Here is a 19,543-nt window from a genome sequence, read left to right on the forward strand (position 1 = left end):
CGTTGCTGCCGCTGGCAGCCAGCGAAGCACCGGCGCCACATTCCCAAGAAAGCGGTACTAGATCCAGGATGCGGTGGATCCGGCTCTGCCGGTCCACCCGCATCGCCCCCTTGAGGGGGCGCCCGAAGGGCGTAGGGGGGTGGGCCTTCCTTCCGGTCCACCATCGCCCTCTGAAGCGCGCGCGTAAGCGCGTAGGGGGGCTACTCCACAATCCTGTTGCTCTTCGCCAGCGCCGTCCAGCGGCGGGTTTCGCCCTGGATGAAGCGGGCGAATTCGGCGGGCGAGCTGCCGACGGTGTCGAGGCCGAGCGTGTTCAGCTTGGCTCGGGTGTCGGGGTCGTTCACCGCCTGCCTGACTTCCGTGGCGAGGCGCTCGACGATGGCGGGCGGGGTGCCCTTGGGCACGAAGAAGCCGTTCCACTCCAGCACCTCGAAGTCCTTGAAACCGCTTTCCGCGATGGTGGGCGTATCGGGCAGCGCGGCCAGGCGTTTGGTGGAGGTCACGGCCAGCGCCTTCAGGCGGCCGGATTCCACATAGGAAAGGCCCGAGGCGGCGTTGGCGAAATACGCGTTCACCTGGCCTCCCATGACGTCGGCAAGCGCCGGCGCGCCGCCTTTGTAGGGCACGTGCAGCATGTCGATGCGCGCCTGGCTCTTGAGCAATTCGCCGACCAGATGGGCCGGACTGCCGGCCCCATAGGACGCGTAGCTCACCTTGCCGGGGTGCTGGCGCGCGTAGTCGATAAATTCCTTGAAGGTCTTGTAGGGGGCATCGGGATGCACCACGAGTATGTTCGGCACCGTGATGGCCAGCGAGACCGGGATCAGGTCGGTGTCGGGGTCGAAGGGCATCTTGCGCAGCGCGGGATTGACCGCGTAGGTGGACGCGTCGTAGAGCACCGTGTAGCCATCGGGAGCGGCCTGGACAACGGCCTGCGCGCCTATCATGCCGCTCGCGCCCGGCCGGTTGTCGATGACGACCTGGGTGCGCAGCGAAGCGCTCAGGCGCTGCGCGATGACCCGGGCCGCATTGTCGGCCCCGCCGCCTGCGGAGTAGGGGACGATGACCCGGATGGGGCGGCTGGGATAGTCCTGGGCATGGACCGGCAGCGCGGCAGTCGAGGCAAGCGTGGCGAGGAGGCCGCTGGCGGCCAGGCGGACAAGGGAAGGCATGGCGTCTCCGTGGGATGGATCTGGTGCGGGCTGCCGAAGCCGGCGGCTCTTCTCGGAGTCTCGGAGGCATGACTGGCTCGGTGCCTTCGGCTCCACGTGCCAGTGTACCGGTAGAGGAGACGCCTACCCCCTTGGGGTGGCTTCCGCCGGAAGGGCGGCACTGGCGCAAAGCCGATCCGCCGTGCCCTGGGCCTAAACCGGGTGTCTTGGTTGCCGGTGCTACTGCTGGCTGCCAGCCGTAGCAACGACGTGGCAATCCAAGAAAGCCTCACTAGACCCAGGGCGCCGCGGATCCGGCTTTGCCGGTCCGCCAGCGCCGCCCCCTGGGGGGCGCGCGTAAGCGCGTAGGGGGGACCCCTACTCAGGCTTGATATCGATGCGCTTCACGACCTCGGCCCACTTGGCCGTATCGCGCTTGAGCGTTTCTTCCGCCTGGCTTCCCGTCAGGCCTACCGGCGTCAGGTCGAGCGAGGTGAGGCGCTGGCGCACCGGCTCTTCCTTCAGCGCGGCGGTCACCGCCTGCTGCAGGGCCTGGACCACCGCGGCCGGGGTGCCCTTGGGCGCCATCAGATACTGGTTGAACGAGGCGTCGATGTTGGGCAGGCCGACTTGCGGCAAGGTCGGCACGGAGGGCGCCATGGGCGAGGGCCGGGCCGAGGATACGGCCAGCGCCGTCAGCCGGCCGGACTGGACGTTGGGCAGGACGGTGGGCGTGGCAAGGAAGCCGCAGTCCACCTGGCCTCCCATCACGTCGGTCATTGCCGGGCTCGGTCCCTTGTAGGGGATGTGCGTCATCTCGACGCCGGCGCCGCTCAATACCAATTCGGCGGCCAGATGGCCCGGCGAGCCTTGGCCGCCGGAAGCGTAGGTCATGGCCGATTGCCGCGCGCGGCCGATCAGTTGCTCCATCGACGTAATCTTGAGCGCGGCATTGCACACCATCATCTGGTTGAAGTTCGCCAGCAGGGACACGGGCGCGAGGTCGGTGCGCGGGTCGAAATCCATCTTCTTGTAGATCAGCGGGTTGACCGTGACCACCGTGTCGGGCGTGACCAGCAGCGTGTAGCCGTCGGGTGCGGACTTGGCCACCTGCAGGGCGGCCAGGCCGTTGTTGGCGCCGGCGCGGTTTTCCACCACGAAGGTCTGTTTGAAGCGGTTCCCCAGGCGTTCGGCCATGATGCGGGCCACCATGTCGGACGGCGCCCCGGGAGGCGAACCGACGAGGATGCGTACCGGCTTGGACGGGTAGTCCGACTGGGCATGCGCGAGAGGGAAAGCGGCAAGAAGGGCGGCAGCCAGGAAGGCCGGTCGAAAAGCGGGCATGGTCTCGCTCCTGATGCTGATGTTTTGAAGCGAGTGTATTTTGTTATTTTGGTTATGAAAAATGAAAAATAAGAAGAGTTGATTTCCTTTTGGTTATTATTCTTTCGTATATCTCAGGACCACCATGCACGAACAAGGCGTCTCTTCCGGGTTGGGGCGCATCAAGCTGCGCCACCTGCAATGTCTGGTCGCGATCGCGGCGCACCGGCACATGGGGCAGGCCGCGGACGCGCTGGGCATCTCGCAGCCGGCCATCTCCAAGACCCTGTCCGAACTCGAAGACGCGGTCCAGGCGCAGCTCGTGGTCCGCAGCAAGCGCGGCGTCTGGCTGACCGAGAAAGGGCAGGTGCTGCTGCGCTACGCGGGCAGCAGCCTGCGCACGCTGCGCGAAGGCCTGGACCACATCTCGTCCGAAATCCGGGACGACGTGGCGGTCATCGCGATGGGGACGCTGCCCACCGTTGCGCCCACCATCGGGCCGCAGGCGGCGAGCCTGTTCAAGCGCAACTGGCCCTCGGTGCGGCTGAGCGTGCACACGGGAGTGAATGCCGGCCTGCTGGCGTTGCTCAAGCGCGGCGAGCTGGACCTGGTGCTGGGCCGGGTGGCCGAACCTTCCGAGATGCTGGGCCTGTCGTACGAGCACCTGTACGAAGAGCCCGTCGTGGTGGTGGCGCGCCCGGGCCACCCGCTGGCGGCCGCGGCGCGCGTGGAGCCTGCGGAAATCGCGGCCTGCGGCATGGTGCTGCCCTTGCCAGGCACGGCCATCCGGCACACCATCGATTCCTACCTGGTGCGGCACGGCGTCGGCGTCGGCCGCGAAGCGATCGAGACGCTTTCGGATGCGTTCGCGCGCTCGTACGTGGCCAGTACCGATGCCGTGTGGATGATCGCGCTCGGAGTGGTCGAGCGCGATCTGGCGGCGGGAGCGCTGGTGCGGCTGGCTTGCGACACGCTTCATACGTCGGCTTCGGTAGGATTGACGCTTCGTAGCGATGCGGTCCCCTCGCAGGCCGTGCGAGCCCTGCTCGACTGTATACGTGCCGCGGCGGCGAGCCGGCGCAAGCAATCCGGGTATGCCGGATAGGGGCCGGGATTGTCGGCGGCCGCTACGCCGGTGTGGCGCGCCCGCTGCGTTGCTGGCGGGGCGACGGACGTCGTTCGGCGAGGGATGGGCCATCCAGTTCCCGGCAACAGTCGAAAACCAGCTGACGCAGCCACCGATGCGCGGGAATGTTCTCGTCGCGTGAGTTCCAGAGCGCGTGGTAGTGGGCCACCGCGCCTTCGAACGGCAGTTCATGCAACTGCAGTGGCCAGCGGGCCGCCAATTCCTCCGCCAGCGTGCGGGGAAGCGTGCACAGCATCTTGCTCTCGGTCAGCAGATTCGCGATACCGGCCAGGAACGGCACTTTCACCGCCACCCGGCGCTTCTCGCCGCGGCTGGCCAGTACCTTGTCGACGATGCTGCGCTGTTCGGTGCTCGCCGACACCAGCACGTGGCGTGCTTCCAGGAAGATCTCCATGGTCAGCTCGCCCGGAATGAGCGGGTGGTCGCGCATGGCGACGCTCACATAGTCCTGGGCAAGAAGATGCTGCATGTTGAACCGTGACGGGTGATCGCCGGCCGGGACAATGGCCAGGTCCAGGAGCCCGGCGTCGAGCCGCTCGCGGGCATCTTCCAGGCCCGCATGCACGGTTTCGATGTCGATGCCTGGCGCTTCGTTTTCCAGTCGCTGGACCAGCCTGGGCAGCAGCACCCATGACGCGTAGTCCGTCATCCCTATGCGGAGCTGGATGTTCGCGCTTCCCGGATCGAAGCCGTTGGCGGCTTCGACGGCGCGCCTGACCGAAGCCACGGCTTCGGCAATGGGCCCGGCCAGTTCCATGGCGCGCGGTGTCGGGGTCAACCCCTGCGGCGCGCGCAAGAACAATTCGTCGTCGAAGAGGTTGCGCAACCGGCCCAGGGCGTGGCTGGTGGCCGATTGGGTGAGGCAGAGAAAGTTGCCCGCGCGGGTCAGGTTGCGTTCCCGGAAGATGGCGTCGAATACGCGCAGCAGATTCCAATCGACGGTGGCGATATTAATTTCACGCATCTGGAACATGACAAGAAAGAGATGGCCTGATGCATGTACAGGCCCAATACTGCTCGCCGTTCAGGTTGCCTCTGGCAACGCGGCGCCGCGCAGGTGAAGGCATCCCAGTATCGCAGGAGCGCGGCCATACCGACAAGGAGACAAAGAGGAATGAGTTCGCGAGAAATAGGAACCGCATTTCCCTCGAGGAGGAGCCTGCCATGAAAGCGTGGCTCATCGAACGGCGTAATGACGAAGCCCATATCGGCATGAGCGACGTACCTTCGCCCCGGATGGGGCCCGGCGATCTGCTCGTGCGGGTGCGAGCCATAGGCGTGAATCGCGCGGATCTTGCCCGGAGGACGGGGCACTATGAGCGTTTGCCTGCTTCCACCGACCTTCCCATTCCTGGCCTGGAGATGGCCGGTGAAGTTGTGGCACTGGGCCAGGGCGTTAGGGGTTTTCACGTAGGTGATCGCGTGATGGGGTTGCCCGCGCAAGCCTATGCGGAGCAGGTCGTGCTGCAGGCGGCGCATGCCTTGCCCGTTCCCGCCGGCCTGCAGTGGATAGAGGCCGCCGCCTTGCCCATGGCCTTCCTGACCGCGCATAACGCAATGGTGACCGAAGGGAAGGTCAGACGCGGCGATCATGTCTTGGTGCAAGGCGCCGCGACCGGCGTCGGCATGGCGGCCATGCAGATCGCGCGGCTGCAGGGGGCCGCATCGATCGCCGGCAGCGCGAGCGGGGGCAAGCTGCCCAAGCTTGCCGAGTATGGGCTCGATCACGGGTTCGACTACCGGACCGGAGATGGGGTCGCGCAGGTCTTGCGGGCCTCCGGCGGCCACGGGGCCGACGTGATTATCGACATGGTCGGCGCCTCCGCCGCTGCGTCGACGCTCGCCGCGGCCGCCGAACGAGCGCGCTGGATTCAGGTAGGGCGCATGGGTGGCGGCCAGGCGACCATCGATCTCGACACTATGGCGCGCAAGCGCCTGGCGCTGATCGGGGTGACGTTCCGCACGCGCAGCAGTGACGAAATCGCGGCGCTCGTGAGCGCCGCCAGGGCAGACCTGGAGGAAGCGCTGGCATCGAGGCGGATCAGCCTGCCGGTCGCCAAGGTCTTTGCATTCGACGAGGCGGACGAGGCTCAGGCATTCATGAGGTCGGGTTCCTACCTCGGGAAAATCGTCCTGGAGGGGGCGAAGGGCTGAACCCGGGCGGATGCGCGGGCGTGCCGCCATCGAAGCGCAGTCCGCACCGCAGAACATGAGATGAACGGAGACAAGCATGAACACCCATCATGGCTCGCGGGTCCTGCGCAAGGGGGTGATAGCGCTATGCCTTGGCCTCTTCACGGCAGGCGCTGCCGCGTCCGACTGGCCGGCACGGCCCATCCGCATCGTCAATCCGGCGAGTCCGGGCGGCACGGCGGACGGACTGACGCGCATCGTGATCGAGAAAATGGCCGAGGATCTCGGACAGTCCGTGATCCTGGATTTCCGCGCGGGGGCCAACGGCATTATCGGCACCGACCACGTCGCGAAATCGGTCCCCGACGGCTACACCCTGTTGCTGTGCAATTCCGCGACGGTCACCAATGCCGCGCTACACGGCAAACTGCCTTATGACACAGAGCGGGACCTCGCGCCGGTCTCGCATTTCTTCGAGACACCGTACTTCCTCGTGGTCAATGCCAGGCAACCGGCGGCGACGGTGGCCGAATTGCTCGCGCTTGCCCGACGTTCATCCGGCAAACTCGCGTTCGCTTCGTCCGGAATAGGCAGCACGCCGCACTTGACGGGCGAGCAGCTGGCTTTGAAAACCGGTGTTCCGTTGCTTCACGTTCCCTACAAGGGGTCGGCGCCGGCCGTCACCGCGGTAGTGGCGGGGGAAGCGCAATTCCTGTTCATGAGCCTGCCTGCCACGCGGACGTTCATCGACGAAGGAAAGCTGCGGGTCCTGGCGACCACGATGCCCGCGAGATCGCCTTTCCTGCCGCAGGTTCCGACCATGATCGAGTCCGGCGTGGCCGATTTCACGGCCAGCGCCTGGTTCGGCCTCTGTGCGCCCGCAGGCACGCCTGCCGCCGTGCAATCCCGTATTGCCGACTCATTGGGCAGGGCCTTGGCCAGCCCCGACGTGCGCCAGCGCTTTCTGGAGGCGGGCGCCATGCCGGTTCCCGGTACGCCGGACGCCTTTCGCGCGTTCTTCGAACGCAGCCTGCGGGACACGGCCGCCATGCTCAAGGCCTTGGGAACAAAAATCGACTGACCTTGGCGGCCGCCACCTTTCAAGACTTGAGGAAATGACATGCAAGTGATGGACGTGATCGCGCAGATGCTGCGCCGCGAGAACATTTCGCTGATGTTCTGCTACCCGACCACGCCGGTGATCGAGGCGGCAGCCAGGGCGGGCATCCGACCCATCCTGTGCCGGCAGGAGCGGGTGGGGGTGGATATGGCCAACGGCTATGCCCGCGTCAAGAACGGGAAGCCGTTCAGCGTGTTCGCCATGCAATACGGTCCCGGCGCCGAGAACGCCTTTCCGGGCATCGCCACCGCGTTTTCGGATTCCTCGCCTGTGCTGCTGCTGCCCCTTGGACATCGCCGCGAGGTGGCCCAGGTGGCGCCGACGTTTCGATCATCGCGCACGTACGCCAGCGTAACCCGCTCGGTGGAAGAGCTGCTCGAGCCGGCGGAGATCGGCAACGTCATGCGGCGTGCCTTCAATCATTTAAAGAACGGCCGGCTGGGACCGGTCATGGTCGAGCTTCCCCTGGACCTGGTCGAGCATGAGCTCGGGGATTTTCCCATCGTCTATCGGCCCGTGCGTCCGACACGCTCGGCAGCCGATCCGCGGGATGTCGACGACGCCGCCAGGCTGTTGCTGGAAGCGGATTGCCCGGTCATCCAGGCCGGGCAGGGCGTTCTGTATGCCGAGGCCTGGGACGAGCTGCGTGAGCTCGCCGAACTCACTTCCATTCCAGTGGTGACGACGGTCGAGGGCAAAAGCGCGTTCCCCGAGACGCATCCTCTTTCCCTGGGGACCACGGGTATCGTCCTGACCGGCCCCGGCAACCATTTCCTGGCGCAGAGCGACCTGCTGTTGGGCATCGGCACCAGCCTGACCCGGCATTTCCTCACCAATCGCGTGCTGCCCGTGGCTACGCGCCGCATCATCCAGGCCAGCAACGATCCCCGCGATTTCTACAAGGGCTACGAGATGGATGTCGCCCTGCTCGGCGATGCCAAGCTGGTGCTGCGTCAGTTGATCGACGCGGTGCGCGACCGCCTCGGCGGCAAGGCCCGCGTGAACGGCACCGCCGCGCAGATCGCCGCCATCAAGCGCGAGTGGCTGGCCGAATGGCGTCCTAAGCTGGAAAGCTCGCAAAGCCCCATTACTCCTTATCGCGTCATCTCGGAGTTCGCCCGCGCGGTGGATCGCGACAAGACCATCGTGACCCACGATTCGGGCAGCCCGCGCGATCAGATATTGCCCTTCTACGAAACGACCGTGCCCAATGGCTACCTGGGGTGGGGGAAATCCCACGCGCTGGGTACGGGCCTGGGGCTCACCATAGGCGCCAAGCTCGCTGCACCCGACCGGTTCTGCGTCAACTTCATGGGTGACGCCGCCTTCGGCATGACCGGGCTGGACTTCGAGACCTCCGTCCGCGCGGACGCCCCCATATGCACCGTTGTGCTGAACAACTCGTCCATGGCGGTGGAAACGCGTGCCATGAAACTGTCGCATTCGCTCTACCGGACTCGCGATATTGGCGGGAACTACGCCGGTATCGCCCGCGATCTCGGCGGATGGAGCGAGCGGGTCGAGGATCCGGCGCAAATAGGCGATGCGATCCGGCGGGCATGGGAACAGAACCAGAATGGCCGCTCGGCACTTCTGGAGATCATCACTAACGAAGAGGTGGACTTTTCGTTCCGCCGCAGCAATTTCGATCATTGAACGAAGCGGGCGAATCCACGATGCACCTGATCGACTATTTTGAGCGGGGGCTGCGGTTGCAACCCGACGGCCCGTGTTTCATCGAGCCCGGTGGACGGACGCTAACGTATCGGGAAACAGCCGATATTTCCCACCGCGTGGCCAATGGCCTCCATGCGGCCGGCATCCTCCGGGGCGACAACGTTGGCTTGCTGGGACCCAATCACGTGCTCACGTTTCCCGCCGTGCTGGGCATCATCCGTTCGCGCGGCGTCTGGCTGCCCGTCAATGCCAGGAACGCCATCGACGAAAGCATCAATATCCTCCACCGTGCGGACTGCCGGTTCCTGTTCGTCCACAGCAGCCTGGCTCCGTACATCGGTCGGCTGCGCCGGGAGTTGTCGTTGCTCGGCATGGTCTGCATAGACGGTCCGCTGGATGGCGTGCCGGGGCTCGAAGCGTGGAGCCTGCAACAGGACGACCGACCCGTTCATCCTTTTGCGGCGCCAGATGAAGTCGTCGCCATACGCGGTACGGGTGGAACTACAGGGTTGCCGAAAGGAGTGATGGCAACTCATCGGATGTATGCCAGCCTTTTCGCGAACTGGTTCGCCTCGATGCCCGTCCATCAGCCTCCCGTCCATCTGGTCGTGGCGCCGCTGACCCATGCGGCGGGTACCATGACTTTCCCCACTTTCATCTACGGGGGAGCCAATGTCATCGCCCGGTCGGCCGATGCGGGGGAGATCCTTCGGCTGATCGATGCCTATCGCGTCACCCAGCTGTTCCTGACGCCCACGCTCATCTATCGCCTGCTGGATCATCCGCACGTCAGAGACCATGATTACCGTTTCTTGCAGTATCTGGTCTATTCCGCCGCTCCCATGTCCGTGCACCGGCTGCGCGAAGCGCTCGATGTATTCGGGCCGGTAATGGTCCAGTTGTATGGGCAGACCGAGGCTCCCTTCGTTTGCACCTGCCTGACGGTCGCCGATCATCTTGCCGCGGGTCGCCCCGGCCACGAGCATCGCCTGGCCAGTTGCGGCCGCGAGTCGCCCTTCGTGCGGGTCGAGATCATGAACGATGCCGGGGACTTGCTGCCGCCAAACGAGCGCGGCGAGATCGTCGTCAAAGGCGACCTGGTGACGCCGGGTTACTACCGCAATCCCGAGGCCACCGGAACGACGATCCGCGACGGATGGCTTCACACCGGGGATATCGGCTACAAGGACGAAGATGGCTACTTCTACGTCGTGGACCGGCTCAAGGACCTGATCATTTCCGGCGGGTTCAACCTGGCTCCCAGCGAAATCGAGCAGGTATTGCTGAGCCACCCGAGCGTGAGCGACTGCGCGGTCATCGGCGTGCCGGACGAGGTATGGGGGGAGGCGGTCAAGGCAGTCGTGCAATTGAAGCCCGGTTCGGACTGGAATGGCGCCGAAGTACTCGCCATGTGCCGCGAGCGCCTCGGCGGGATGAAGACGCCGAAGTCGATCGAGGTCTGGGACAACCTGCCGCGAAGTGCCGTAGGCAAGGTCTTGAAGGCGGAAATCCGGCGGCATTTCTGGAGCGGTCGTGAAAGGCTGGTCTGACGTCGTCGCCGCCATGCTCCGCCTCCATGAGCCGCGGAAAGAGGATGCCCGATGACCATCAAAGGCAAGGCGTTCATCGTTGGGGCATTCGAGCATCCCACCCGCTACGCGCCCGACAAATCGGTGTCGCAACTGCACGCGGAATGCGCCCGCGGGGCGCTGGAGGACGCGGGCCTGGATTTCCGCGACGTGGACGGCTATTTCTGCGCGGGCGACGCGCCTGGCGCCTCCCCGGCGTTCATGGCGGAATACATGAATCTGCGGTTGGGGTGTTTCGATGGAACCGAGGCGGGGGGCGCCTCCTATCTCGCTCATGTGGGGCACGCTGCCCGGGCCATCGCGGCGGGGCACTGTTCGGTGGCGTTGATCACGCTCGCGGGAAAGCCACGCAGCCGCCGGCAGAACACCGGCACCGAGCGGCGCATCGCATCGCCCGACAGGCCGGACGCCGCCTGGGAGGCCGGATATGGCGCCACCATCGGCACCCTGTACGGCAATCTGGCATGCCGGCACATGTACGAGTACGGCACGACGAGCGAACAATTGGCCTGGGTCAAGGTGGCCGCTTCCCACCATGCCCAGCACAATTCCCATGCGCTGCTTCGCCGGGTGGTGACCGTGCGGGACGTCGTCGAGTCGCCCATGGTGGCGGATCCGCTGCATCGCCTGGATTGTTGCGTGATCACGGACGGTGGCGGAGCTCTGGTCCTGGCGAGCCCGGCGGTCGCCAAGACGTTGCGCCGGCCTCTGGTGAGTATCGCCGGGTTCGGCGAGACGATCCGGACCGGCGAGGGCGGGCATGCCAATATGCTGGTGACGGGCGCCGCACGGTCGGGCGCAGCCGCATTCGGGGAGGCGGGCGTTCGCCCGCGCGACATCAAGTACGCTTCGATCTACGACAACTTCACCATCATGGTGATCTTGCAGCTGGAAGACCTGGGTTTTTGCCCGAAGGGCGCGGGCGGGCGTTTCGTGCAGGATGGCAACCTGATCGCCGGCGTCGGCGCATTGCCCTGGAACACCGACGGGGGAGGGCTGTGCAGCAATCATCCGGCAAATCGCGGCGGGATGACCAAGGTGATCGAAGCTGTCAGGCAATTGCGCGGCGAGGCTCACCCTGCTGTACAGGTGCCGAACTGCGATCTGGCCGTGGCGGCCGGGCCCGGAGGCGTCCACGGCATCGGCCATGCTCATGCCACGGCGATTCTGGAGCGGATGGCATGACGAACGCCGGCGAAAAGCAAGGCTATCTGCGGGATCCCTATGTCGACGCATTTCCCGAGACGACGGACTTCTGGGCAGCTGCCGAAGAGGGGGTGCTGCTATTGCCGGTCTGCGGCCGATGCACGCAATGCCATTGGCCTCCCCGGAGCATGTGCCCATGTTGTGGTGCCGGCGATGTAGGGCGCGTTCGCGCTTCAGGGGCTGCGACCCTGTATTCTTACAGCATCGACCGGAAGAACCCGGGGCAGCCGGTCGTCGCCTATGTCCAGCTCGACGAGGGTCCTTTGCTCATGACTAACATAGCGGGCATGGAGCGCGAAGCGCTGCGCATAGGCCTGCGCCTGCGAGTCTCGTTTCGGCCGGCCCCCGAAGGGCGGCGTATCCCGGTTTTTTCCCCGTCCTGATGCGCGTGCCGCAGGCCGCGCAGAGGGTCAATGCGCTGCAGCCACCTGCCGCTCCAGTACCCGCTGGGGCGAAAGCTCCGGATGCGTCATGGCGGATACCGGCAGCAGGTATGTCTGTTCCAGCATGAACTGCCCGGTCATGGCCGCGTGCGGCGTCTGGTCCGAAAAGCAGATCCAGGTGCTGCCCGGCGGGAATTCGATGCTTTCCTGCTGTCCGTTGCGCTGGTAGTCGGCATCCGCCTTCATGCGATCGTGCAATTGCAGCATGAAGTGATCGTAGGCGCTGCGGCTCTTGGTGATGTGCAGCTTGTGCAGCAGCCAGGCCATGCCCGGCCGGTAGGGCGGCATCTGCGGCAGGTAGCGCGCCGACAGCGTGTCGAAGGCTTCGCCGACACGCCACAGCCGGGTATCGCCGTGCGGATTGATGTTGTTGAAGACGCGCAGGATGCGCTGCTCGCCCACCGGCCGCGAGGGAAAGGCGTCCACATGCAGCCGGGTGTCGTCCTTGCGCCAGGACATCTTCCAGGTGCCGATGCGATGCAGGCGCAGGCTGGTGGTGGGGGTATGGAGATGCGCGGCGTAGTGGGGCAGCAGCCGGTCCAGGAACCGGCGAGTGGTCTCGTAATAGCGGCGCACCAGGGCGCCGATCGCGTCGCGCCGTTCGTCTTCGACCGCCACGCCGGTCAGCTTGCCGGTCGTCGCGTTGAGGCTGATGTTCTTGCGCTTGGGATCGACCAGGGCCGGATCGAGCAGCGCGGTTTCGGCCGCGCTCAGCTCGAAGCGCAGGTGCGGAAAGAACAGCACCTTGCCCTCTTCCAGCTCGGCCACGGGCGATGCGGCCTCGTCCACTCGGGGAGCGTTCTCCCAGGAGCGATGATCGATGGAAACGATCCGGGTGGGGGCGGTCATGGCGGAGCGATCCTCAGCTGGCCAGCGCTTTTTCGATGGTGGCGTGGAACTCGGCCACGTCGGGTTCGCCCAGGTACCGCTTGACGATACGGCCTTGCTTGTCGATCAGGAACGAAGTCGGCGTCAGCTTGACGTCATTGAAGCTGCGGGCGATCTCGCCCATGGGGTCGAGCGCGACCTTGAAGGGCAGCTCGCGCGTCTGGGCGAAATTGAGCACGTAGTTCGCCGGATCGTAGCTCATGGCGACGGCGATCATCTCGTAGCCCCGCGGCGCGTACTTCTTGTAGGTCTCGACCATCATCGGCATTTCTTTCACGCAGGTCACGCAGCTGGTGGCCCAGAAGTTGACCAGCACGACCTTGCCGCGCAGGCTTTCGGTGGTGATCTGCTCGCCCTGGATGGAGGTGAAGGTGGTATCGGGCGCCTTGGCTGCAGGAGCCAGCGCGAACCAGGCGCCGGCCGCGGCCAGCAGCGCGACCGCCAGGATCGCGGCCAGCTTGGCGGCCCCGCGTTGCCCGCCGGGCGCGCCGGCGGTTACGTTGACATGGGCTGAGGTAGGCATATCGGTCGGTCCGTTTCCGAAGGGGGGCGCCCGCTTGCCGCGGCAAGCCGATGCGGCTGGGCCCCATGCTGGCAATTATAGGCGCGGCGCGGGCGGCGGCTCGCATGAAGGGGCGCCGCCCGGCGACGGCGCCGGGCTTGCCCGGCGGGGCCCGGGGTCAGCGCGAGCTGGATTGGCTGGCGGCCGCTTCGTCCTGCTCGGCCTTCACTTTCGAAAGGTCCTGCAGCTCTTCCTCGGTGATGTAGTCGAACACCTTGACGACCTTCTTCACGCCGCTCACGCCGGCGGCGATCTCGGCGCCTCGCTTGCCTTCGCGTTCGGTGACGCGGCCCATCAGGTAGGCCACGCCGTTCTCCACCGTGATGCGGAACGAGTTGGCGAACAGGTCCTTGGCGTCGACCAGCGAGGCCTTGATCTTGCCTTCGATGAAGACGTCGTTCGAACGGGTGGTCAGCGAGGTCGGGATGCCGATCTGGAGTTCGTTGACGATGGAGCGTACGTTCTCGACGCCACGCACCTGTTCCTCGGCGTCGCGCTTGGCGGCTTCGTCGGGGACCTCGCCGGTGAGCAGCACCTTGCGGTTGTACGCGTTGACGTTGATGTGGCCCTTGTCGCCGTAGCGGCCAGAGAGCCGGTTGGAGGCCTTGAGCTCGATGTTCTTGTCCTCGACCTGGATGCCGACGGTGCGCCGGTCGGTCGCGGCCATCGTGCCCACGTAGGCGCCGCCCAGCACGATGGGGGCGCAGGCCGACACGGCCCACGCGGAGCTTGCCACCATTACCGCCAGAACCAGCGGGCGTACCGAAATGGCCGGTTTGCGAAACATCAGAGATCTCCCAGCAGTTGAGCGTCGATGCCGTCGCACATGGCGTGCAGCAGCAGAATGTGGACTTCCTGGATGCGCAGGGTGCGGTCGTGCGGAACGCATAGATGCACGTCGTCTTCGGTCAGCATCTGGCCGATCTTGCCGCCGCCCTTGCCGGTCAGCGCGATCACGCGCAGTTCGCGCGCGTGGGCGGCTTCGATGGCTTCGATCACGTTGGCCGAGTTGCCGCTGGTGGATATGGCCACCAGCACGTCGCCCGGTTGGCCGAGCGCGTTGACTTGCTGGGAGAAGACGCGGTCATAGCCGAAATCGTTGCCGACCGCGGTCAGGATCGACGTATCGGTATTGAGCGCGATGGCAGCCAGGGGCAGGCGTTCGCGCTCGAAGCGGCCGACCAGCTCGGCGGCGAAGTGCTGCGCATCGGCGGCCGATCCGCCATTGCCGCAGGCCAGGATCTTGCCGTTGTTGGATAGGCAGAACACCAGCGCATCCACCGCGGCGGCGGTGGGGGCGGAAAGCGTGTCCTGGCAATGTTCGAACAGGGCGACGGCGTCGCGGAAATGGGCAGAAATACGGGCGATCAGGTCCATGCCGGGATTATCTCATGCAGGGGAAACGGCCGGCTTGCCGGCCCTGCCGGCAAGTGTGTCCGCTGTAACCGGGCGCAACGCCCGCGTCGCGGGCCGCCTCGACCAGGGTTCGAGCGGATTCGGCAATGATAGTTTCCTTGGCGCGTTCCCGGGAGGCCGAAAAGGCCGCGGCGACGCGTTTCCCCGGCTGGCATGTCCCCCGCAAGCGCTCAACCTCGGGACGGCGCCCGCGCGTCGAAGGCGTGCCGTATCCAGCGGGGCGGGCCGTCGGCGTCGAACGCCAGCACGTCGAAACGGCAAGGGGGCATGGGCCCGCGCCAGCGCGTGTGGAGGAAATGGCGTGCGGCCCGGGCCAGGCGAAGCTGCTTGGCGAGGCCGACGGTGGCTGCCGCGTCTCCGTAGCGGCTCACGGAGCGGGCGCGCACCTCCACGAAAACCAGCACCTTGCCCTCGCGCATGATGAGGTCTATTTCACCGGTACGGCATGCGAAATTGCGTGCCACGGGCCGCAGGCCGGCCGCCAGCAGGTAGTCCAGCGCGCGCCGTTCGGCGCGGTCGCCGGCCTGCTGGGCCGGGGAGCGGCGGGGCGCCGGTATTTCCGCAGAGGATTTGTTCCGCTTGCCTCGCGCCCGCTTGCGCAGCGCGCGCCGCTGGGCCGCGTGGGCCAGGACGTAGGCGGCGTCGCTCCCGCCGGATGGCGCGGGCGCGGCCACCGCGGCGGAGCGCCGCTGCCGGCCGGACGTCATGGCCGCCCTCGCGTTATCCTCGCGTCATGGAAAAGGAATTCGACCAAACCGGGCCTTCGGCCGGCGCCTGGGGGCGCTTGGCGGACAAAGTGGCCGCGCAGCACTGGCCGGCGCCCGCCTTGTATGTGGTGGCGACGCCCATCGGCAATCTCGGCGACCTGAGCCTGCGAGCCCAGGCCTGCCTGCAACTGGCTGACGTGATTGCCGCCGAGGATACCCGCATGACCCGCCCTTTGCTGGAAGCCTGGGGCATCGCCACGCCGTTGATGGCGGCGCATCGCCACAACGAGGCCCAGGCGGCGCAGGCCATCGTCGGCCGCCTGGCCGCGGGCGAGCGGGTCGCGCTCGTTTCCGACGCCGGGGCGCCGGGCGTGAGCGACCCGGGGGCGCGCATCGTGCGCGAAGTCAGGGCGGCCGGCTACCAAGTGGTGCCGGTGCCCGGCGCGAGCGCGGTCATTGCGGCGCTGATGGCCAGCGGCGCGACCTCGGACGAGAATCCCGCTTTCGTCTTCGCCGGATTCGCGCCGGCCAAGTCGGCCGCCCGGCAGCGCTGGCTGGCCCAGTGGTGCGCGTTGCCGGCGCCCGTCGCGATGTACGAGTCGCCGCACCGGCTGGCCGCCACGCTGGCCGACCTGCTGGAGGTGTGCGGCCCGGAGCGGCCGATAACGATCGCGCGCGAACTGACCAAGCGGTTCGAGGAGATCGCCACCCTGCCGCTGGGCGACGCCCGTGCCTGGCTGGAGGCGCATCCTCAACGCGCCCAGGGCGAGTTCGTGCTGGTCGTGCAGGAGGCGCCGCCGGCCGCCGCGGCACAGCTCGACGCGCACGCCGACGAGGTGCTGCGGGCGCTGCTGGAGGTCTTGAGCGTGCGCGACAGCGCCAAGGTGGCGGCCCGCATTACCGGGGCGCCGCGCGATACTCTGTACGCGCGCGCACTGGCGCTCAAGGAAAAAGACGACTAGGGAATGCAAGGCATCGTGCATGGCGCTGGCCCGGGGAAGAGGCAAGCGCCAGCATGCCGCAGCGGCGATCCGGCGTGTAGCCGCCTAGGCGCGCGATGTCCTGGTTTCGACGCGCGGGGGCAGGCCGGGGTCGCCGGCGCCCAGGATGGCCGAGATGCCGGCGGCCGCCTGCATCAGCTCCCGGACCGTATCGGGATGGGCTCGCGCGGGCAGATAGTGGATCGAGGCCACGATGGCGAGCGCGCCGAACAGCGAGCCGTCGGCCTGGAATATCGGCGCCGCCAGCGCATTGATACCGGTGAAGACTTCCTCCGGGGCCTCGGCCCATCCCCGCTGCTGGACGAGCTGGATCTCCGCCCGCAACCGGTCGGGATCGGTGATGGTCTTGGGCGTGCTGGCGGCCAGGGGCTGGGACAGCACGGCCTCGCGCAGCGACGGCGGCCCGAATGCCAGCACGATCTTGCCTTGCGCCACGGTATGGAAGCCCGGGAACTGGGTGCCCGGGTTCAGCAGGATCTCCAGCGCATTGCGTCCGCGGACCAGGTCCAGCACGACGACCTTGTTCGGGTCGAAGGTGGTGATGACGATGGTCTGGCCGACGCGGTTGCGCAAATCCTCCATGATGGGCTTGGCGAGCGAGACCACGTCGAACTGCTGCACCAGCTTGCGTCCCAGCAGGAACAGGCGCCACCCGATGCGGTAGCGGCTGGTGCGCTTGTTCTGGGTGACGTAGCCCTGCTGCTTGAGCGCGCTCAGGTGGCGATGCACGCGCGCCTTGGGCATGCCCAGCAATTCCGCCAGTTCGGTGATGCCGCAGTCGGCGCCCTGGGCCGCCATCAGCTCCAGGATGCGCAGCGAAATGACCGAGGTCGACGACACCGAGGCCTCGTCGCCGGCGGTGGCCAGCGCAGGGTTTGGTCTTGCGCCGGCGAAGGAGGAGCCGGGTCCCGGCTCGGGCGGGGCTAGGTCCGTTGCGGGAGGAGCGGGAGAAGGCATGGAATCGAAGCGGGTCCTGGCTGTTGCGGGTCTGTTTCTCGGTGCGCATGCCCGGCCCGGCCTCGTTGCCGGGCCGTCGGCCGTCCTCAGGGCAGGCTCAGCATGCGCTCGCCGTACACATGATAATGCTGGCGCTTCGGCTTGCCCGCGTCCTCGGGCAGCACGTAGCGGATGGAGCTGCGCAGCCGGCAGCCCTGGGGCAGGATGAAGCAGCGGATGAAGCTGGTATCCGAGGCCTGCGTCGTGGGGGCCAGCACGGGTGCGTGGCCGAGTTCGAACCAGGCCGAGCCCGCGGGATGGACGGTAGTCTTGCCCTGGGTCTCGATGGTGATTTCGCCCTTGATGCAGCACCGGATGCCCGGCCCCTGGTGCACGTGGGTGAGCGCCACGCCGCCCGGCGGGAAGTCCACCCGGTCGCAGCGCATCAGCCAGTCGAACTGCTCGTCGAGCTCGATCTCCTGCTGGAGCTTCAGCACCGATTCCACGCCGGGCGCGCTGCGCATTACCCCGGGGGCGGCATCGGGCGCGACCAGTTCCCAGCGCCACAGCACGGCGTTTTCCTCGCCGCCCACGAGGGCGATCTGTTCCTGGCCGATCCAGGCCGAGTCACGGCCCTGATGCTGGCTGCCCTGCGGGAATTCGACCGTAATGCCGCCTTCCACGACATAGACCGAGCGTGGCGCTTTGGGCAGATACGCCGGCGCGTGGCCCGCGGGAATCCTGTCTTCATAAAGCCGAAGCATGAACGTGCGCATGGAAAAAACTCCTGTGTATCCATGGCCAGCCCTTTGGTGGGCCGGCTTCAATGATGATGTATCGATTATCAATACATGCGTATTATTTATCGTAAACCATCATCACATGATCTGGAAATATTAGGATAGAATATTTATCGATACGTTTGTATCGACTATCGATACATGAAGGAGACGCAGTCATGTCTATCCCTTCGACGGCGCTGCCTCGCGCGAAGGAAAAGTGGTACGTAGGGCGCACCAAGGAACAATGGCGCGCGTTTGGATCGGCCTACATCGGCTGGATGCTGGACATCATGGACTTGATGCTGTTCGCCATGGTGATCACGCACATGCGGTCGGAGCTGAACTTCGACAGCGGCGCCGCCGGCGTCATCGCTTCGATGACGCTGCTGGCGACGGCCTTCGGCGGATTGATCTTCGGTTTTCTGGCCGACCGCCTCGGCCGCACCCGGTCACTGGTGCTGAGCATCGCGTGCTATTCCATCGGCACGGCGCTGTGCGGCTTCTCGCAGAACGTCACGCAACTGCTCGTGTTCCGCTTCCTGCTGGGGCTCGGCGTAGGGGGCGAGTGGTCGGCGGGCGCCGCGCTGGTCACCGAGACGTGGCCGGCCGAGCACCGTGGCAAGGTCATGGCCTGGGTGCAGAGCGCATTCGCGGCGGGCTACGCGCTGGCGGCCATCGTCGCGGCATTGGTGTTGCCCACGCTCGGCTGGCGTTGGGTGTTCGCCGTCGGGCTCCTGCCCGCGCTGTTCGCGTTCTGGGTGCGCCGGCACGCTTCCGAACCGGAGATCTGGACCGGCCAGAAAGAACGCCTGGGAGTCGGGGCGACGCTGCGCCTTCTGTTCGGCCAGCATTTGCGCAGCACCATCGTAGGGCTGGCGTTCACCGCCGCGGCGATGTGCGGCTACTGGGGCCTGTTCACCTGGATTCCCACCTACCTGGCGACGCCGGTGAGCGACGGCGGTGCCGGCCTGGACCTGACCAAGTCCACCACCTGGATCGTGATCATGCAAGTGGGCGCGGCGCTGGGATTCATCTGCTTCGGCTACATCGCCGACCGGATCGGCCGCCGCATGGCCTTCATCCTGTTCTTCCTGCTGTCGGCCGTGTGCGTGCCCGTGTACGTGCAGATCCACTCCAGCCTGCTGCTGCTCGCCTTCGGGCCGCTGGTGGCGTTCGTGGGCACCGGCTTCTACAGCGGCTTTGCGCCCACCTTCGCCGAGTTGTTCCCGACGCAGATCCGTGCCACCGCCCAGGGTTTCATCTATAACGCCGGGCGGGCAACCAGCGCGCTCGCTCCCGCGGCGGTCGGATTCTTCTCCGCCAGCCACGGCGTGGCCAGCGCATTGGCCGCCACGGCGGGGTTCTTCGCGCTGGCGGCGGTCATCGTGTATTTCTTCCTGCCCGAGACCAAGGGCGGGGAGCTGGAGTAGGCGCCGCGCGGCGGCGTGGCGTCAGGCCGGAG

Annotated in this window: 19 protein-coding genes; 9 read left to right on the forward strand and 10 right to left on the reverse strand. The window is 66.4% G+C overall.

The annotated features are described in order from the left end of the window. Nucleotides 1-200: 200 nt before the first annotated feature. Nucleotides 201-1,172, reverse strand: coding sequence for a tripartite tricarboxylate transporter substrate binding protein (locus tag CDO44_RS11860; RefSeq protein ID WP_087780417.1), 972 nt, complete (start codon nucleotides 1,170-1,172; stop codon nucleotides 201-203). A gap of 357 nt (nucleotides 1,173-1,529) precedes the next feature. Then, the gene (locus tag CDO44_RS11865) at nucleotides 1,530-2,495 is read right to left on the reverse strand and encodes a tripartite tricarboxylate transporter substrate binding protein (protein ID WP_087780418.1); all 966 of its coding nucleotides are present in this window, start codon (nucleotides 2,493-2,495) and stop codon (nucleotides 1,530-1,532) included. Nucleotides 2,496-2,619: 124 nt separating this feature from the next. On the opposite strand from CDO44_RS11865, the gene pcaQ reads away from it, so the two are divergent. After that, nucleotides 2,620-3,579: a pca operon transcription factor PcaQ gene (gene pcaQ, locus CDO44_RS11870; protein WP_087780419.1), complete on the forward strand. Its 960-nt coding sequence runs from the start codon at nucleotides 2,620-2,622 to the stop codon at nucleotides 3,577-3,579. A gap of 22 nt (nucleotides 3,580-3,601) precedes the next feature. Here the strand turns inward: pcaQ and CDO44_RS11875 are convergent, their stop codons facing one another. Further along, nucleotides 3,602-4,594, reverse strand: a complete 993-nt coding sequence (locus tag CDO44_RS11875; protein ID WP_087780420.1) for a LysR family transcriptional regulator — start codon at nucleotides 4,592-4,594, stop codon at nucleotides 3,602-3,604. Nucleotides 4,595-4,785: 191 nt separating this feature from the next. Here CDO44_RS11875 and CDO44_RS11880 point away from each other — a divergent pair, with 191 nt between their 5' ends. The 6 genes from CDO44_RS11880 to CDO44_RS11905 all read left to right on the forward strand — a co-directional run bounded on the left by CDO44_RS11880 (nucleotide 4,786) and on the right by CDO44_RS11905 (nucleotide 11,729). Next, nucleotides 4,786-5,775, forward strand: coding sequence for a zinc-binding dehydrogenase (locus CDO44_RS11880; protein ID WP_158213268.1), 990 nt, complete (start codon nucleotides 4,786-4,788; stop codon nucleotides 5,773-5,775). 76 nt (nucleotides 5,776-5,851) lie between these two features. Beyond that, on the forward strand, nucleotides 5,852-6,835 hold the full coding sequence (locus tag CDO44_RS11885; protein ID WP_087780422.1) for a tripartite tricarboxylate transporter substrate binding protein: 984 nt from the start codon (nucleotides 5,852-5,854) through the stop codon (nucleotides 6,833-6,835). Nucleotides 6,836-6,874: 39 nt separating this feature from the next. After that, entirely contained in the window at nucleotides 6,875-8,530 is a 1,656-nt protein-coding gene (locus CDO44_RS11890; RefSeq protein WP_087780423.1) for a thiamine pyrophosphate-requiring protein, read from the forward strand. A gap of 20 nt (nucleotides 8,531-8,550) precedes the next feature. Next, on the forward strand, nucleotides 8,551-10,101 hold the full coding sequence (locus CDO44_RS11895) for an AMP-binding protein (protein ID WP_087780627.1): 1,551 nt from the start codon (nucleotides 8,551-8,553) through the stop codon (nucleotides 10,099-10,101). 51 nt (nucleotides 10,102-10,152) lie between these two features. Beyond that, nucleotides 10,153-11,325 (forward strand): thiolase domain-containing protein, encoded by a 1,173-nt coding sequence (locus CDO44_RS11900; RefSeq protein WP_087780424.1) that lies wholly within the window; start codon nucleotides 10,153-10,155, stop codon nucleotides 11,323-11,325. Then, complete coding sequence (locus CDO44_RS11905; protein WP_087780425.1) at nucleotides 11,322-11,729, forward strand: Zn-ribbon domain-containing OB-fold protein; 408 nt, start codon at nucleotides 11,322-11,324, stop codon at nucleotides 11,727-11,729. The genes CDO44_RS11900 and CDO44_RS11905 overlap by 4 nt, the downstream gene beginning before the upstream one ends. Nucleotides 11,730-11,756: 27 nt before the next feature. Here the strand turns inward: CDO44_RS11905 and CDO44_RS11910 are convergent, their stop codons facing one another. The 5 genes from CDO44_RS11910 to CDO44_RS11930 all read right to left on the reverse strand — a co-directional run bounded on the left by CDO44_RS11910 (nucleotide 11,757) and on the right by CDO44_RS11930 (nucleotide 15,362). Further along, nucleotides 11,757-12,638 carry a Kdo hydroxylase family protein gene (locus CDO44_RS11910; RefSeq protein ID WP_087780426.1) on the reverse strand — a complete coding sequence of 294 codons (882 nt, stop codon included), beginning with the start codon at nucleotides 12,636-12,638 and terminating at the stop codon, nucleotides 11,757-11,759. 13 nt (nucleotides 12,639-12,651) lie between these two features. Continuing rightward, on the reverse strand, nucleotides 12,652-13,200 hold the full coding sequence (locus tag CDO44_RS11915) for a TlpA disulfide reductase family protein (protein ID WP_087780427.1): 549 nt from the start codon (nucleotides 13,198-13,200) through the stop codon (nucleotides 12,652-12,654). A gap of 157 nt (nucleotides 13,201-13,357) precedes the next feature. Further along, entirely contained in the window at nucleotides 13,358-14,026 is a 669-nt protein-coding gene (locus CDO44_RS11920; protein WP_087780428.1) for a BON domain-containing protein, read from the reverse strand. Continuing rightward, on the reverse strand, nucleotides 14,026-14,616 hold the full coding sequence (locus CDO44_RS11925; protein WP_087780429.1) for a phosphoheptose isomerase: 591 nt from the start codon (nucleotides 14,614-14,616) through the stop codon (nucleotides 14,026-14,028). Before CDO44_RS11925 ends, CDO44_RS11920 begins: the two co-directional genes overlap by 1 nt. Nucleotides 14,617-14,825: 209 nt before the next feature. Continuing rightward, complete coding sequence (locus tag CDO44_RS11930) at nucleotides 14,826-15,362, reverse strand: YraN family protein (protein ID WP_087780430.1); 537 nt, start codon at nucleotides 15,360-15,362, stop codon at nucleotides 14,826-14,828. Nucleotides 15,363-15,388: 26 nt separating this feature from the next. Here CDO44_RS11930 and rsmI point away from each other — a divergent pair, with 26 nt between their 5' ends. Further along, nucleotides 15,389-16,324, forward strand: a complete 936-nt coding sequence (rsmI, locus tag CDO44_RS11935; RefSeq protein ID WP_087780431.1) for a 16S rRNA (cytidine(1402)-2'-O)-methyltransferase — start codon at nucleotides 15,389-15,391, stop codon at nucleotides 16,322-16,324. An 84-nt stretch (nucleotides 16,325-16,408) separates the two neighbouring features. Here the strand turns inward: rsmI and CDO44_RS11940 are convergent, their stop codons facing one another. Both CDO44_RS11940 and CDO44_RS11945 read right to left on the reverse strand, forming a co-directional pair. Then, nucleotides 16,409-17,320, reverse strand: coding sequence for an IclR family transcriptional regulator (locus tag CDO44_RS11940; protein ID WP_087780432.1), 912 nt, complete (start codon nucleotides 17,318-17,320; stop codon nucleotides 16,409-16,411). A gap of 86 nt (nucleotides 17,321-17,406) precedes the next feature. Further along, nucleotides 17,407-18,075: a hypothetical protein gene (locus CDO44_RS11945; RefSeq protein WP_087780433.1), complete on the reverse strand. Its 669-nt coding sequence runs from the start codon at nucleotides 18,073-18,075 to the stop codon at nucleotides 17,407-17,409. A gap of 182 nt (nucleotides 18,076-18,257) precedes the next feature. Here CDO44_RS11945 and CDO44_RS11950 point away from each other — a divergent pair, with 182 nt between their 5' ends. Continuing rightward, the gene (locus tag CDO44_RS11950; protein ID WP_087780434.1) at nucleotides 18,258-19,511 is read left to right on the forward strand and encodes an MFS transporter; all 1,254 of its coding nucleotides are present in this window, start codon (nucleotides 18,258-18,260) and stop codon (nucleotides 19,509-19,511) included. The last annotated feature ends 32 nt before the right edge of the window (nucleotides 19,512-19,543 follow it).

Source organism: Pigmentiphaga sp. NML080357 (assembly GCF_002188465.1).
GTDB lineage: Bacteria > Pseudomonadota > Gammaproteobacteria > Burkholderiales > Burkholderiaceae_B > Pigmentiphaga.